The organism is Rhizobacter terrae (assembly GCF_003852895.1).
Classification (GTDB): domain Bacteria; phylum Pseudomonadota; class Gammaproteobacteria; order Burkholderiales; family Burkholderiaceae_C; genus Albitalea; species Albitalea terrae.
In genome coordinates this window covers 370,494-384,281 of record NZ_QUSW01000001.1, presented here as the reverse complement: position 1 = coordinate 384,281, position 13,788 = coordinate 370,494, and the positions used below count along the sequence as shown (strand labels likewise).

10 protein-coding genes are annotated in these 13,788 nt (G+C 67.8%); 2 read left to right on the top strand and 8 right to left on the bottom strand.

Going from position 1 to position 13,788, the window contains the following annotated elements:
- Positions 1–6 precede the first annotated feature (6 nt).
- On the bottom strand, positions 7–1,248 hold the full coding sequence (locus DZC73_RS01710; RefSeq protein WP_124538467.1) for an efflux RND transporter periplasmic adaptor subunit: 1,242 nt from the start codon (positions 1,246–1,248) through the stop codon (positions 7–9).
- Between the two features lie 20 nt (positions 1,249–1,268).
- The gene (locus DZC73_RS01705; RefSeq protein ID WP_124538466.1) at positions 1,269–2,117 is read right to left on the bottom strand and encodes an alpha/beta hydrolase; all 849 of its coding nucleotides are present in this window, start codon (positions 2,115–2,117) and stop codon (positions 1,269–1,271) included.
- Positions 2,118–2,297: 180 nt separating this feature from the next.
- Between DZC73_RS01705 and DZC73_RS01700 the strand changes: the two genes are divergently transcribed.
- Positions 2,298–3,281: a LysR family transcriptional regulator gene (locus tag DZC73_RS01700; protein ID WP_124538465.1), complete on the top strand. Its 984-nt coding sequence runs from the start codon at positions 2,298–2,300 to the stop codon at positions 3,279–3,281.
- Positions 3,282–3,361: 80 nt separating this feature from the next.
- A complete protein-coding gene (locus DZC73_RS01695) occupies positions 3,362–4,339 on the top strand; it encodes an alpha/beta fold hydrolase (protein WP_124538464.1) in 978 nt (325 codons plus the stop codon).
- Between the two features lie 7 nt (positions 4,340–4,346).
- Here the strand turns inward: DZC73_RS01695 and DZC73_RS01690 are convergent, their stop codons facing one another.
- The 6 genes from DZC73_RS01690 to DZC73_RS01665 all read right to left on the bottom strand — a co-directional run bounded on the left by DZC73_RS01690 (position 4,347) and on the right by DZC73_RS01665 (position 13,716).
- On the bottom strand, positions 4,347–5,684 hold the full coding sequence (locus DZC73_RS01690; RefSeq protein ID WP_124538463.1) for an esterase/lipase family protein: 1,338 nt from the start codon (positions 5,682–5,684) through the stop codon (positions 4,347–4,349).
- Positions 5,681–7,924: a hypothetical protein gene (locus tag DZC73_RS01685; RefSeq protein ID WP_124538462.1), complete on the bottom strand. Its 2,244-nt coding sequence runs from the start codon at positions 7,922–7,924 to the stop codon at positions 5,681–5,683. Before DZC73_RS01685 ends, DZC73_RS01690 begins: the two co-directional genes overlap by 4 nt.
- Before the next feature lie 128 nt (positions 7,925–8,052).
- Positions 8,053–10,863, bottom strand: coding sequence for a S8 family peptidase (locus tag DZC73_RS01680; protein WP_124538461.1), 2,811 nt, complete (start codon positions 10,861–10,863; stop codon positions 8,053–8,055).
- A gap of 22 nt (positions 10,864–10,885) precedes the next feature.
- Positions 10,886–11,932, bottom strand: coding sequence for a hypothetical protein (locus tag DZC73_RS01675; RefSeq protein WP_124538460.1), 1,047 nt, complete (start codon positions 11,930–11,932; stop codon positions 10,886–10,888).
- An 82-nt stretch (positions 11,933–12,014) separates the two neighbouring features.
- Complete coding sequence (locus DZC73_RS01670; protein WP_124538459.1) at positions 12,015–12,848, bottom strand: class I SAM-dependent methyltransferase; 834 nt, start codon at positions 12,846–12,848, stop codon at positions 12,015–12,017.
- Positions 12,849–12,888: 40 nt separating this feature from the next.
- On the bottom strand, positions 12,889–13,716 hold the full coding sequence (locus DZC73_RS01665; protein WP_124538458.1) for an AraC family transcriptional regulator: 828 nt from the start codon (positions 13,714–13,716) through the stop codon (positions 12,889–12,891).
- Positions 13,717–13,788 lie beyond the last annotated feature (72 nt).

Below are 13,788 nucleotides of genomic sequence, written 5' to 3'. Positions count from 1 at the left end.
GCTCCCTCACGATTGCTTGGCGCCGTTGTTGACGGCGTGCAGCGTCGGCTTGGCGTCCATGGCGACGGTCTCCGGCGCCACCAGCGAGCCGGGCCTCACCCGCTGCACGCCGTTGACGACGATGCGCTCGCCTGCCTGCAGCCCTTGCGTCACGATGCGCATGCCATTGGCCGTTGCGCCCAGCGTGACCTCGCGGTACTGCGCCTTGTTGTCCTTGTCGATGACCATCACGAAGCGCTTGTTCTGGTCGGTGCCCACCGCGCGCTCGTTCACCAGCAAGGCCGTGGCCTGCGTGGCCTGGCCCATGCGCAGCCGCGCGAACTGGCCGGGCATCAGCGCGCCGTCCTTGTTGTCGAACTTCGCGCGCACGCGCACGGTGCCGCTCTTGGCATCCACCTGGTTGTCCACCAGCTGCAGGCGGCCTTCGAAGGGCGTGTCGGCGGTGCCGGCGGTGCCCAGCATCACGGGGATGCGCTCGATGTGCGCGCGTGCGCTGCTGCCGCCGGGCAGGTCCTTCAGCGCGCGGGTGATGACCTGCTCATCCGCATCGAAGCTCGCGTAGATCGGGCTCACCGACACGAGCGTGGTCAGCACGGGGGCGCCGGGGCCTGCGGCCACGAGGTTGCCCGCGGTGATCTCGATCTTTCCGATGCGCCCGGCGATGGGCGCACGCACCTGCGTGTAGCCCAGGTTGAGCTTGGCCGATTGCAGCACCGCTTCCGCGGCGCGCAGGTTGGCTTCCGCTTCACGCAGGCCGTTGGTGCGCTCGTCCAGTTCGCGCTTGGCGATGGCCTGTTCCTCCCACAGGCGCTCGGCCCGTGCATGCTCGCTCTTCAGGTAGGTGGCGCGGGCTTGCGCAGCAGCCAGCTGGGCCTGTGCCCGGGCGACTTCCGCGGCATAGGGCTCGGGGTCGATGGTGAACAGCAGGTCGCCCACGTTCACCAGCGCACCTTCGCGGAAGTGGATGGCCTGGACCGTGCCTGCCGCGCGCGAGCGCAGCTCCACGTGCTCCACGGCTTCAAGCCGGCCGGAGAATTCCTCCCAGGCAGCGACTTGGCTTTGCACGACCGTGGCCACGGAGACGGGCACGGCCTGAGGTGCCGCCGCGGCCTGCTGGGCCTGGGCGGTGCCGCTGTTCATGCTGAAGATGGCCGCGGGAATGGCGGCAATGGCGGTGAGCAGGGTGCCCACCGTCCAGGCGCGCTTCCAGGAACGGCGGGGCGTTTGAAGGTTCGAGTTCTCGGTCATGGTGATGTCCTCCGGGGTGTTCAGGGCTGGTTCGACGGCTTGTCTTGTCCAATGTCCGGCGCCTGCAGGAAGCGCCGGATCGGTTCATGCACCCGCTGCTTCCAATCGGCGTCGCAGGGGCTTGTCTCCATGTAGGGGTGTGGGAATCCGGTGGGCGGCGGCAGCACAAGCACCTGCACGGGCACCTGCTCCTGCTTCAGCCGGCGCGCGAAGGCGTCGGATTCGTCGCGCATGGGGTCGTCTTTCGACGTGACGAGCAAGGTGGGCGGCAGGCCCGCCAGCCGCACTGCCTGGCCAGGCGTGGCGTAGGGGTGCAGTGCGTCGGTGGCCTTGGGCAGGTAGCTGCGCCAGCCGTCGGCAAAGCGGCAGCCCACCGGCCCGGCGTGGATGCCACGCATCGAGGCCGTGGCCGTGCACACGTCCAGCATGGGCGAGAAGAGCAACTGGCCGGCGAGCTGCGGGCCGTCGCGGTCGCGCGCCATCAGCGAGGTGGCCGCGGCGAGGTTGCCGCCCGCTTCCTCGCCGGCGATGAACAGCCGTGCCGCCGGCCCGCCGTACTGGCGGCGGTGCTTGCTCATGTGCACCAGTGCGGCGTAGACGGCATCGGGTGCCTGCGGGAAGGGATGCTCCGGCGCCAGCGGGTATTGGAAAGACAGCACCGATGCGCCCGCATCCAGCAACAGCCGAACAACGCACGGCATGCCACCTGTTGGTGCGCTCGTGAACGCACCGGCGTGCAGATGCAGCACCAAGGCGTTCGGCGTGATCTTGTTTTCCGTGGAGGCCGCCCGATATAGCGTGGCGTCATGCACCGTGTTCGCAACGGCGATGCGCACTGGCTGTAAGGTGGGCGAGACTGACGCAGACATGATGAATGGATGGCGACGAGGGGCCGTCGGGGCTTGCGGCGATGTGCCAAAGATAGGGATGGGCATCGCCGCAACCAATAGCCATGGCGCTCATGGATCATTTCAAGCAGCAGAACAATGGCGGCCTCATGATTCATGCCCTTCGTCCTGAACCACGAACAATCCCGGGAGTACGCATTCATGGACAAGCTCACCGCCATGCAGGCCTTCGTGCGCGTCGTCGAGGCCGGCACCTTCACCAAGGCCGCCGACACACTGGGCATGCCCAAGCCCACCGTCACGCGGCTCGTTCAATCACTGGAGCAGCAGCTTCAGACCCTGCTGCTGAACCGCACCACGCGGCGCGTCACCGTGACGGCAGACGGCGCCGCTTATTACGACCGTGCCGTGCGCCTGCTCGGCGAGATCGATGAACTCGAATCGAGCATGTCGCGCGCGAAGGTCAGCCCCAAGGGCCGGCTGCGCATCGACGTGGGCTCATCGGTGGGCACGCTGCTGCTCATCCCGGCGCTGCCGGACTTTCATGCGCGCTATCCGGACATCCAGATCGACCTGGGCGTGAGCGACCGGCCGGTGGACCTGCTCGGCGAGAACGTGGACTGCGTGATCCGAGGCGGCGAGCTCACCGACCAGTCGCTGGTGGCGCGGCGCATCGGCGAGTTCCACCTGATCCTGGCGGCGGCGCCGTCGTACATCAAGCGCAATGGGGTGCCCGTGCACCCCACGGACCTGGAAGATGACAAGCACCGCGTGGTGAACTACTTCTCGCACCGCACGGGCCGCATGTTCCCCTTCGTCTTCCACCGCGACGGCGAGAGCATCGAGGTCGAGGGCCGGCATTCGCTGGCCATCAACGACTCGTCCGCCGGACTGGCCGCGGGCCTGGCGGGGCTGGGCATCGTGCGCACCACCACCTTCCAGGCAGCGCCGCACTTCGCCTCCGGCGCCTTGCAGCCGCTGCTGCTGGACTGGTGCGGCGAAAGCATTCCCATCCACGTGGTGTACCCGCCCAACAGGCACCTGAGCAGCAAGCTGCGGGTGTTCGTGGACTGGGTGGCGGAGCTGTTCTCGCGCAGCGACCTCATCCACCGCAAGTGCAGCCTGCCCAAGCCGGGCGCGACGCAGCCGGCGGAACAGGACGCTGCGGTGGCGGTCGCCGCCTAGCCTCCGTCCGTACGCCGGCGACGGATTTGGTCGGCGTGTTGTACTCGGGGCTGAAACTTCAGCCTCGGGAGCAACTGTTCATGGGTTTGCGAGATTGGGTGCGGTACACAGGGGCCATCGGCCTGGCCTTCGTTTCTGCGCTGGCTGCGGCCGCGCCGGCGGTTCGAACGGGCACGGTGGACACGCCGGACGGGCAGCTCTACTACGAGACCCATGGCGAAGGCCCTGCGGTCTTCATGCTGGCCGGCGGCCCCGGCGCGCCGCGAACCTCGCTGATGCCGGAGTTCGACCACCTGGCTGCGCGGCACACCGTCGTCTACTTCGACTACATCGGCCGGGGCCGTTCTTCCGACCTGCCCGCCGGCAAGCACCACTCGCCCGAGCGCGACGCGATGGACGTGGAGCGGTTGCGCCAGGCCCTGGGCTTCGAGCGCATCGCGCTCATCGGCCATTCCTACGGCGGCTACCCTGCGCTGGCCTACGCCGGCATGTTCCCGCAGCGGCTCACGCACCTGGTGATTTCCAGCTCGGGCCACAGCGCCGAGTCCTGGCAGCGCAACATCGACAACGTGAACCGCTTCGTCGAGAACCAGTACCCCGAGACCTGGAAGAAGCTCTCGGAGCTGCGTCAGCGCGGTGTGAAGACCTGCGCCAACGACTACCAGGACCTGTACGGCGAGCCCATCGGCCAGCTCTACTGGCACGACCAGGCCAAGGCGGCGCTGCGCAAGCCCGTGTCCACCGACCCGCGAGACAAGTTCAAGCGCGTGGTCTACTGCGACATGATCGGTGATGACTCCGAGATGAAGGTTGGCGGCACCATGGCGCATTTCGACGCGCGGCCGGCGCTGGCCAAGGTGAAGCTGCCGGTGCTCGTCACCGCCGGCCGGTACGATCCGGTGAGCCCGCCGGTGGTGGCCTACGAGATCGGCGAGGCGTTCAAGGCGGGCCCGGCGCAGGTCCGCATCTTCGACAACAGCTCGCACCGGCCATGGGTGGAGGAGGGCGAGGCCTACTTCAAGGTGCTCGACGCCTTCCTCGGCGACCCGGCGATGTAGCGGCGGATCAAAAGCCCAATGACGTGCGGATGAACTCCACCGTCCTTCGCTGGCTGAAGTAGTTCAGGTGGTGCACCACCGGGTTGGTGCCGTACGCCAGCACGCGCGACGGTTCGGTGATGCGCGTGCCCACCGCCATGCGCGTCATCGAGTCCGTGTCCACCACCAGGTCGTTCTCGCCGGAGAAGATGACGTCAGTGGCGGCGTCGGCGATGTTCTCCTTGCGGAAGTGGCGCCAGAACTCCCAGCCCGGATCCTCGGTCTCGAAGTTGGTGCTGACGGCGAAGTAACCTTCGGGCGCGGTGGTCCAGCCGAAGCCGAGCTTTTCGAGCTCGTAGTTGCCGGTGATGAAGTCCGTGCCGTCCGGCCCGAAGCGCGACATGGCCGCCACGCCCGGCACGCTCGCAGCCGTCACGTCGGCAATGGGCGTGCGCGAGAGCATGGCCGTGCTTGATGCCACCAGCGTCATCAGGCCCTGTATCACCGAGAACATCGGCACCACGAGCGAGGCCAGTTCGGCGACGCCATGCATGGCCGAGGCCATGTTGGTGAGCAGCTTCAGGGCGGTGCGCAGGCGATAGGGTGAGGCGAGGGCCGTGCCCATCAGCGGCGAACCGCAGAACACCACACGCGCACCCGGCGCGAACTGCCGGCTCAGCACTTCGAGCCACCAGCGCACCACCAGCCCGCCGCGGCTGTGGCACACCACATCCACCTGCGCGGTGGAGCCGGCGAAGGCGCGCGACAGGTCCAGCGCGTTGAGCACCGGGCCCACTGCCAGCGTGGGGTGTTCGAACAGCAGCACCTGGTCGTAGTGGCCGCGAGCCGCCGCCAGCAGGTGCCGGCCTGAGCCGTCCGGGATGCCTTGCAACTGGCCGACGATCGCATCGCACTTGCTGAAGGTCCCGTGCACGATCAGCAGCACGCGGCCTGAGGGCACGATGGTGTCCACGCGCTGGCCGTCCAGGTCGAAGAGGCCGTAGCGGGCGTTGAAGCCCTGGTCCAGCTTGGTGAGGAAGGTGGACACCTGCGAGCCCGCGACGGGGCGGAAGGCGACCTGGTCGATGGGCTGCGCATCGAACAGCCCTCGCCGCCCGGTCCGCCGCGTGGGGTAGGGCGAGGGGCCGGCATCGACCTGCCAGTCCAGCAGGCCGTCGTCGCCTTGCACCAGCGTGAGGTAGCCGGCCTGGTCGATGCGGTCTTCGTCGCCCAGCCGGCGCCGGCGCATCTCCACCACGCCCGGCATGCCCTGCACGCGCGGGCCGACGTCCACGCCTTGCGCCACCAATCGCCTGGTGGCGTCGTCCATCAATTGCCGCAGCTGCTCCGGCGTTGTGGTGCTCATCCCTTCGCTCCCAGCAGGGGCAGCGGCGTGACGCCGCGGTCTCGTGCCAGTCGCACGTCGATCATGGCCGCGAACTCCGACACGCGGCGCAGGTTGTTCTTGCCTTCGGTGGCGGCCGATTCGAAACCGCCGCGGTTGGTGAGCCAGGTGGCCTCCAGCGGAATGAGGTGGCGCTGGTAGACACGCTGGCGCACTTCCTGGTGCTGGCTTTGCCCCAGCACGTAGCCGGGGTTGTTGATGGCACTGGAGCCGCCGCTGTTGACGGTGTCGCCGTCCGGACCGTTGGCACCGAACACCAGCTCGAGTCCGTGCATGTCGAGGAACTCGGAGTGCATGCCGTCGCTGCGCCAATAGCCGGTGAAGGCGTGGCCGGTGAGCAGGAAGATCACCGGGTAGATGTCCACGTACTCCAGGCAGGCTGCCAGCAGCAGCGCCAGGTCGATGCAGGTACCGCGCCGTTCCGCCAGCAACTGGCTGGGCGTGCGCAGCCGCTGCGTGTAGTTGCCGTAGGACGGCGGCGGGTTGATGTAGCTCACGCCGTGCGCATTGAGCACCGCATACCAGATGGCCTGCACCTGCTTGTCCACGTTGCCGAAGCGCTCGGCCTCGGTGCGGCCCTGGCCCAGGCTCTGGTAGCCGTCGAAGCCCGCGGTCGGGTCGTCGGCCAGCGCGCAGAGGATGCCTTGCGCCGAATCGATGATGCGCGACACGGCCGGATCGCGCGGCAGCACGAAGGACGGCAGCCAGCGCCACTCGTCCTTCTCGCCGTCCTGCCATTCGTCCACCGGCGCGAGGCCGACGCGGAAGGTCTCCTCCTTCACCGTCTGGCCTTCGCAGGTCACGTGCAGGCGAAGGCTGCTCTGGATGGGCTCGCTCTGCGTGCGGATGAGCGCGGAGGTCAGCGGCAGCACGATCTCGCTGGTGAGGTCGCGACCGCTCTCGCCTTCGGCCAGGTCGAAGCTCATGCTGAAGGGAAAGGAGCCTTCGCCGGCGTTGAGGTCCACCGTCACGCGGATGTCGCGGATCGCGCCTTCCACGTTGTTGCGGAACACCTGCAGCGAACGGAAGGGGCTTTGCTTGTTGTGCAGCAGCGAGTAGTTCACCTGCGGCTTGGGCGAGCGCTCCACGCGGATGCGGTCGCGCGGGGCGATGTCGGCCAGCGTGCGAGCCCGTGAAGAGGGCGACGCCGTGCGCCGGGGCGGCTTCTTCGGCGCATGCTTGGCCTCGATCAGCGACACGCTGCTCCACAGCACGATGCACGCGCCGCGCAGGCTGCCCGGCTGCCTGCGCAGCGCGGCGACGGCCGCCTCGAAAGCTTCGAGCATGTCGCCCTGCGTTTCGGCCAGGCGCTGGTAGAGCGCAGAGCAGAAGATCATGGCCAGGCCATCTTCGATCACGTCGTGGTAGCCCACCGCGAACTTCGCGCCCAGGGCCACGCAGCGTGCCGCGATGCGCGAGGCCGAGTTGTACAGGTTGCACACCACCAGGTCGGGCTTGGGCTCGCCGCCGCACAGCAGGCCGGCCAGGTCCTCCGCCTCCACGAGGTCGATGACATCGGTGTCGGTGGGCGACTTCAGCGCATAGCCGTCGTGCAGCGAACGGGCCGGGTGTTCCGCCTCCAGCCCGAGCAGCGACACCGCCTGGTGCGAGTCCACGCCCGCGAGGTGGATGACGCTCGGGGCCTTGGCCCGTACCCAGTATTCCAGCACCGTGCGCGTGGGGTTGCACAGGTGGCGCTCGGAAGAAGTCTCCAGCCCCATGCTCGACAGCATGAGGTTGCCCTCGGCCGCCGTGTCGTAGTACTGCGAGAGCCGGCCGGGCGCCGACTCGATGCTGCGTGCATTGTTCAGCCGCACCGCCTCCGTGGCCTTGGCCCGCTCCGTCTGCTGGTGGCGGATGACGGTGAGCGGCCGGCTGCGCAGGCCCCGCGTGGCGGCGGAGAGGGCATATTCCCAGGGGAACACGCGCAGCGGCCAGTCCTCGGCTTCACGCGCGGAGGCCGGAATGCCGACCTCGATGAGCCGCGCATCAGCGATCTTCTGCAACTGCTGTGTCGTGAGGTAAGCCTGCAACGGGCCCGAGTCGCCCTGGCCCGGGTCGGTGCCCGACGTCCACCGGTCGCGGTTGCGCGCGATGTACGACCAACGCATGGCTTCGGCCTGGAAGTTGGGCCCGAGCGCGATGGTGATAGGCGGCTCGGACGGGTTGTCCAGGCGAAGGGTGACCGAGGGCGCGGGCATCGTCGTGGTCCGGGTTTGTCGAGGGCGCGACCTTATCGCGAGCGCATGCACCATGCAAGTTCGAGCTGGCATGTCCGTGGCTTGGCCGGTCCGTGACGGACCGGTGGATGTGCCTGGTCATGCGCCCATCAATGCGTTGACCAGACATGCGCCTTTCCTGCGGACGAGTCGGTGAATGGTGATGAGCTGATGAGCAGGGTTCCTCCGTCCAGCCGTTGGCCACGGGCATCGCTGAGGCGGTAGGTGATCTGCGCATCGCCGGCGTCGACCAGTTGGTCCGAGCGCCAGACGCGCTTCTCCTGGATGCGTTCGACCTGCCCCTGCACTGAAACCTCCAGCAGGCCGCGGCCGTCCATCAGCGATTGCAGCCGCAGCCCTGCCACCAGTGACCAGAACGCTTCGGGAGACTTGTCCGGATCAATGCCGTCGAGCAATGAACCCGCTGCTGCGACCGCTCCGGCGAGGTCCGACGTGGCCGCGGGATCGATGGTTGAAGCCTGCCCTGCGGGGCCATCGCGTGCCAGCAGGGCCTGGCCCAGGTCATGCTGCCTGCGCAGCTGCTCGATGTCCTCCAGCAGCGCCCAGGCCACCTGGACCATCGTCGGATCGGGGCGATCGATTCTCGACAGCTCCACGCCTGAGTGCTTGTTGCACTCAACCTCCAGGAAATCATGCAGGTGCGCCTGGGCTTCATCCTTCTGCTCGAAGAGGCTGATGGTCCGGTCGGCCCGGAAGAACTTGCCTGCGTCGCTCAGCACATTGAGAGCGAACGGCACAGTCTGGACGGCGGCGAGCGCGGCGGGCAGTGCCGGCAGCACAAATGGTGCCGCTGCCGACTCTGCTGCTTGCCAGGCATGGATCGCTGCATCGAGCCGATGGAACTGCTGCACGAGGCGTTCGCGCGCGAAGGTGCTTCGCTGAGCTGTCTGCCACGCCTGCTGGTCCGCGAGCACGTAGCGCCCCGGGTGTTCAGACAGGGCAGCCGCCACGCGGACGGCCCCCTTGCCGAGGCAGACCAGCAGGTTCTTCTTCGAGTGCAGCGAGAGCGTGCCATCCACGCCTTTGGTAATCGAGAGGCTTCCCTCCTTTCCTGGAACGGCCAGGCCGGCCAGCCCTTCCTTGATGCCCTGCAATTGCGCGAACTCCGCGGACGCGCCGGCCCTGGCGAGTCCCGATCGTGCCAGCACGGCATCCCGCAGGGCATCGGCGAGCTTCTTGTCGTTGGACGCCTCGCCGACCTGCCGGCCAATTTGAGCGACCATCTGTGCGCCGAGCAATTGCTGCTGCCCCGCCAGCAACTGGGTCTGCGTTGTGACAACTGCAAGCTGGAGCTGCAACTGCTTGACAGCGTCGTCGGCCACGGTGTCGGCCGCCGCTGCTCCCACCTGCGGTGGCGCGGCGACGACGCGGGGACCGGCCAAGGGCGGCGGCACTGGCCTGCCCGTCCTGGCCTGGGCCTCCTGCACCGCAGCCAGCGCATCGACGAGGGGACCGACGGGTTTGCCGCTGTCGGAGACCACGGCCGAGCCTGTCTGCACGAGGATCTCTCGCACCTCGTCGTGCGACAGCGCGGGGTTCGCTGCGAGCATCAGGGCTGCCACGCCCGCGACCTTGGGCGTGGCGCCGGATGTGCCCCCGAACCGGTTGCGGTACGAAGTGTCGGAGGCAGCGGTACAGCTCAGGTCGTGATCGGGGTCTCCCGGCGCGCAGACGGTGACCGTGGGGCCGAAGTTGCTGAAGCCCGCACGCCGGTTGCCATGCGGATCGAAGAGCGTCGCACCGACCAGGATGGATCCGGTGGGCTCGAAGGGTGTGCCCTGGTCATCCAGATCGGCGCGGCGGTCGCCGTTGCCGGCGGCCACGCACACGATGCAGCCCGCGGCGATGGCGCTGCGCACTGCACGATGGACCGATGGGATCTGCTCGTAGTTGCCCAGCACCGGATTGGTCTGCACTTCGAGGATGATGACCTTGCGACGGCCACCGGAGTCTTCCTGGGCCACGAACTCCAGGGCTTCGGCCCAGGCTTCATGGCTCAGCGCCGGCCCCGGTCCGCTGTCCGCCTGGATCGCCCACAGCGTCGCCCGGGGCGCCACGCCCTGCATGCCCATGCCGTTCTCGCGGGCTCCGGCGATCGACAGCACTGCGGTGCCGTGGTTCACGGCGGGGCCCTGTGTCACGTCGGCACCATGGTCCACCGCGTTGAAGGTGCGTTCGATGCCTTCGTGCAGGTCATCGTGGGTGATGCGGAACCCCCAGTCGATGTCCGCGATGACGACGTCCGCGCCTTGTGAACGGCTCCAGGCCGGCACGATCTTCAGCCGGTGCAGGTACCACTGCGTTTCCAGGCCGGTTTGCGCATCGACGACCGGTGAGGCGCTACCCACCAGGGGGTCGGGCACGGGCTCGGGCTGGAGCACCGCCGCAGGCGGGGCCGCCCCGGGGACGACCACGGCCTTCTTCACCGCTTCCAGATCCAGCAGCGAGCGGGTGACTTCGTTGGCCGGCGTACCGGGCGGAAAGTGCAGCCGGACGAAATGGCTCAGCGGGGCGAGGCTGGCGTCCGCAGGCGCTGCGGCGGCCGCGCCGGACCGTGCCCTGTCCTGCGAGCGACGGGCATCGTCGCGTGACATGCGGGCCTCGCTGAACACCGGCCGCGTGGCCTTCATGCCGTACCGGTTCAGCACATCATGCAGATCCACGATGTGACCGGGAGCGTCCGCCAGGCGCATCGCATCGCGTGCCGGCCCCGCGTGCAAGCCCGCTGCCTGCGCTGGCGTCGACAGTTCGACCTCGACGATGAGGTCGCCGCCAAGGTCCGAAGGCGCCGCCGCGAGTGGGGCGAGCTGCGGGAGGCCTTCGGTGGAGGTGTCGTTGACCGGGATGCCGCGGCCTGCAGCGGCGCCCGCTCCGTCGGGAGTCGTGGGGATGTTCGGCATGTCGGCCTCCTGGTGGGTGGGGCTACTTGATCCAGTCGAACAGCGTGTCCAGGCCGTAGCTCATGCCCAGCCGCCACGACTGCTTGCGTCCGGCTTGCACGACGGCACCGCTGGCATCAAGCTGGTCGCCCTTGGTCCAGAACGAGCCAATGAAGAGAATGAAGCCACCGGTGGGCTGGTCCTTCTGCATGGTGAACACGCCATCGGCGAAGCGGTAGCCCAGTCCGATGCCCACGGAGTCGAAGGGCCGGCGCGACGGCGCGATCAGCAGCTTGGCGACCAGGCGGTGCCCATCACCCGCGTCGTAGCGCTTGTAGACATCGCCGAACAGGTAGTTGATGCCCAGGTAGACCTGCTGGGGCTTGTCCCGCTCCAGGATGATCTTCTTGTCCGGGTCGTACTTGAGTTCCTTCACACCGTTGACGACGGCGTCCGCGGACAGGAACCAATGCTCCTCGGGACCGGTGATGAGCTGGGTGGTGGCCTTGGACGTGTCGCTCCCTGCGCCTTTGACGTCCACCGTTACGTCGGCGGTGGCGCGAAGATTCTTGAAGGTGAAAGCCTTATCGAAGTAGCACAGCCGTTGGCTGGGTGCGATAGCGTCGGGCGGGGCGGCTGTGGTCGATGGTGCCGCGGCATTCTTGTTGAGGATGAACTTGAGAACCGACGACACATCCTTGGAGAACGCGGTCTTGCGCACATGTTCCTCGACGGCGATTTCGACGGTGTCGTCGACGCCTGTCGGGCAGTTGCCGCGCACCCGGTCGACATAGACCACGTGCAGCTTGTCGCCTTGCTCGGAGATGGCACGCAGGTCCTTGCAGGCCGCGAGCGCCGAGGTTGGCCGTGTGTCGATGGCGCCTGCGCCCGGCGTGGCCGTCTTCAGGTCCGGTGCGCAGAAGTAGGCGATGTCCTTGCCCGCTGTGAGACTGTCGATGCTGCCGAGGCTGTCCAGGTCAAGCTTCGAGGCATAGAGGTAGTGGTCGCTCGCACGCGGCAGTTGCGCAGCAGCCGTGATGGTGCTCACCATGGCGGCGACGCAAAGAAACACGGATTGTTGGATGTTCACGACGCTTCTCCTTGAGGGCTTCGGGCAGCACGGTGCTGCCGGTGCGGTGCCACTCTAGGGAGGCGCAGGTCTGCTGTCGTCCTCAGCTTGGAGGAGATCGGTCGCCGGCACGATGTGCGCAGGCCTTGAAGAACGAATAGCAGAAGGTGCCGTCGCCCTGCGTGGTGCGATGCAGGTCGCAGATGCCTTGGTCGAAACGTTCGGGTGTGATGAAGCCAGCGGTCATGGCGTCGTCCCGCACGCCTTCCACCATGGCGATGAAAGTCTTGCGGGTGAAGGCGTCCACCCATCCAGGGCGGCCGGCATCTGCCCAGGCGATGCGCGGCGAGACCGTGACTGCCTCGAAGCCGGCCTGGGCCAGCAGCGGATGAAGTTCCCGTCCAATGAGCGCGTTGCCGCCGGCCTGTGCCTGAAGGCGGATCAGGCAACCGATGGCCTCGTGGGCCGCATCGCTGTGCGGGTGCATCAGCGTGGAGCCATGGTCGCCTTCGATGACGGTGATGCTGCCGCCCGGCCTGATGAGTTCGTGCAGATGGCGCAAGGCCAGCAATGGATCCGGCAGATGCTCCAGCACGAAGCACACGAACACATGGTCGAACGACTGCGGTTCGAAGGGCAGGGCCAAGAGGTCGGCCTGCTGGAACTGGACGTTGCACAACCCGGCCGACTGCACCCGATGCCTTGCGCGTTGCAACGAATGCGCCGAGATGTCGATGCTGGTGAACTGCGCATCGGGGCTTCGCGACGCGAGCGTCACCGTCTGCGATCCGATGCCGCAGCCTGCTTCGAGGACGCGGCTGCCGGGTGGGTAGCGGGTGTCTGAATGCAGGAGTTCGGCCAGCACGTCGGCCTGGTCTTGCAAGCGTTCGCTCTCGCGGGCCTGGTAGCCGTGGACGTAGGAGTAGGAGGAGGTCATGCCGCCACTGTGCAGGGCGGTGGGCGGCAGGTCTTGAACGTTATTGCAGCGCTTGCACCGCCACGGCCCGCTGCCATGCGCCGGGGGTGAAGCCGAAGTGCCGCGTGAAGATGCGGGTCATGTGGCTCTGGTCCGCGAAGCCGCAGGAGGCGGCCGCTTCTGCGAGGCCGGTGCCGGCCTGGATCAGGTTCCAGGCATGTTCGGCACGGTGCTGAAGCAGCCAGGCATGCGGCGGCACGCCGAAGGTTTTCTGGAACCGCCTGAGCACCTGGTACCGGCTCAGACCATCGATGCTGGCGAGTTCGGCCAGCGATGGTGCGTTCAGCCAGTCGTCAGCCAGCCGTTGCCGCACACGCCGCATGTCGGCAGCCACCGAAGGCTCCGGCCGGGCCGTCGAGTGGCTGTTCATCAACCGTCCCAGCGCATGCACGAGCGATTCCTCGCCAGCCAGCAGGCTCAGATCGCCCACCGGGCCAGACTCCATCCCATCGAGCAGCTTGCGCAAGGCCGCATGCAGCAGGGGATCGTGGATCACCGGCTGTGTGATCTCCACGCCATCGCATGACTGCCCCAGCAGCGCGGCCAGGGCCTGCGGCTGCAGGTACACCATGCGCCAGCGCCGTGATGGCCCGCCCAGCGGCTGGCCGTCGTGCACCTCGCCGGGGTTGGTGGTGATCACGTCGCCAGCCACCGCATCCACCCGCCCGCGCCCGCTCGCCGAGCGCTGTGCGCCGTCTTCGATGAGCCCGAAGCCGTAGGTGGCATGCGAATGCCGGCCGTAGTGCCGGGCGCTGTCGATGTGCGTGCCGAACACGCCGGCCCAGGGCGAGGCGAAGACGCGGCTGCGGTGTGCGGGCGCTTGTGGCATGGGCGCCATTGTCCTCTTGCAACGTCCAGGCTTTCACATGGCTGTCGAAGCCTCGTGCCAAGCTGTCAGTTG

What these genes read in the sequence shown, in the direction of transcription:
- DZC73_RS01690 (WP_124538463.1), bottom strand. Translation starts at nt 5,684, where the DNA reads ATGAGCACCACAACGCCGGAGCAGCTGCGGCAATTGATGGACGACGCC.
- DZC73_RS01695 (WP_124538464.1), top strand. Translation starts at nt 3,362, where the DNA reads ATGGGTTTGCGAGATTGGGTGCGGTACACAGGGGCCATCGGCCTGGCC.
- DZC73_RS01710 (WP_124538467.1), bottom strand. Translation starts at nt 1,248, where the DNA reads ATGACCGAGAACTCGAACCTTCAAACGCCCCGCCGTTCCTGGAAGCGC.
- DZC73_RS01680 (WP_124538461.1), bottom strand. Translation starts at nt 10,863, where the DNA reads ATGCCGAACATCCCCACGACTCCCGACGGAGCGGGCGCCGCTGCAGGC.
- DZC73_RS01705 (WP_124538466.1), bottom strand. Translation starts at nt 2,117, where the DNA reads ATGTCTGCGTCAGTCTCGCCCACCTTACAGCCAGTGCGCATCGCCGTT.
- DZC73_RS01700 (WP_124538465.1), top strand. Translation starts at nt 2,298, where the DNA reads ATGGACAAGCTCACCGCCATGCAGGCCTTCGTGCGCGTCGTCGAGGCC.
- DZC73_RS01665 (WP_124538458.1), bottom strand. Translation starts at nt 13,716, where the DNA reads ATGCCACAAGCGCCCGCACACCGCAGCCGCGTCTTCGCCTCGCCCTGG.
- DZC73_RS01685 (WP_124538462.1), bottom strand. Translation starts at nt 7,924, where the DNA reads ATGCCCGCGCCCTCGGTCACCCTTCGCCTGGACAACCCGTCCGAGCCG.
- DZC73_RS01670 (WP_124538459.1), bottom strand. Translation starts at nt 12,848, where the DNA reads ATGACCTCCTCCTACTCCTACGTCCACGGCTACCAGGCCCGCGAGAGC.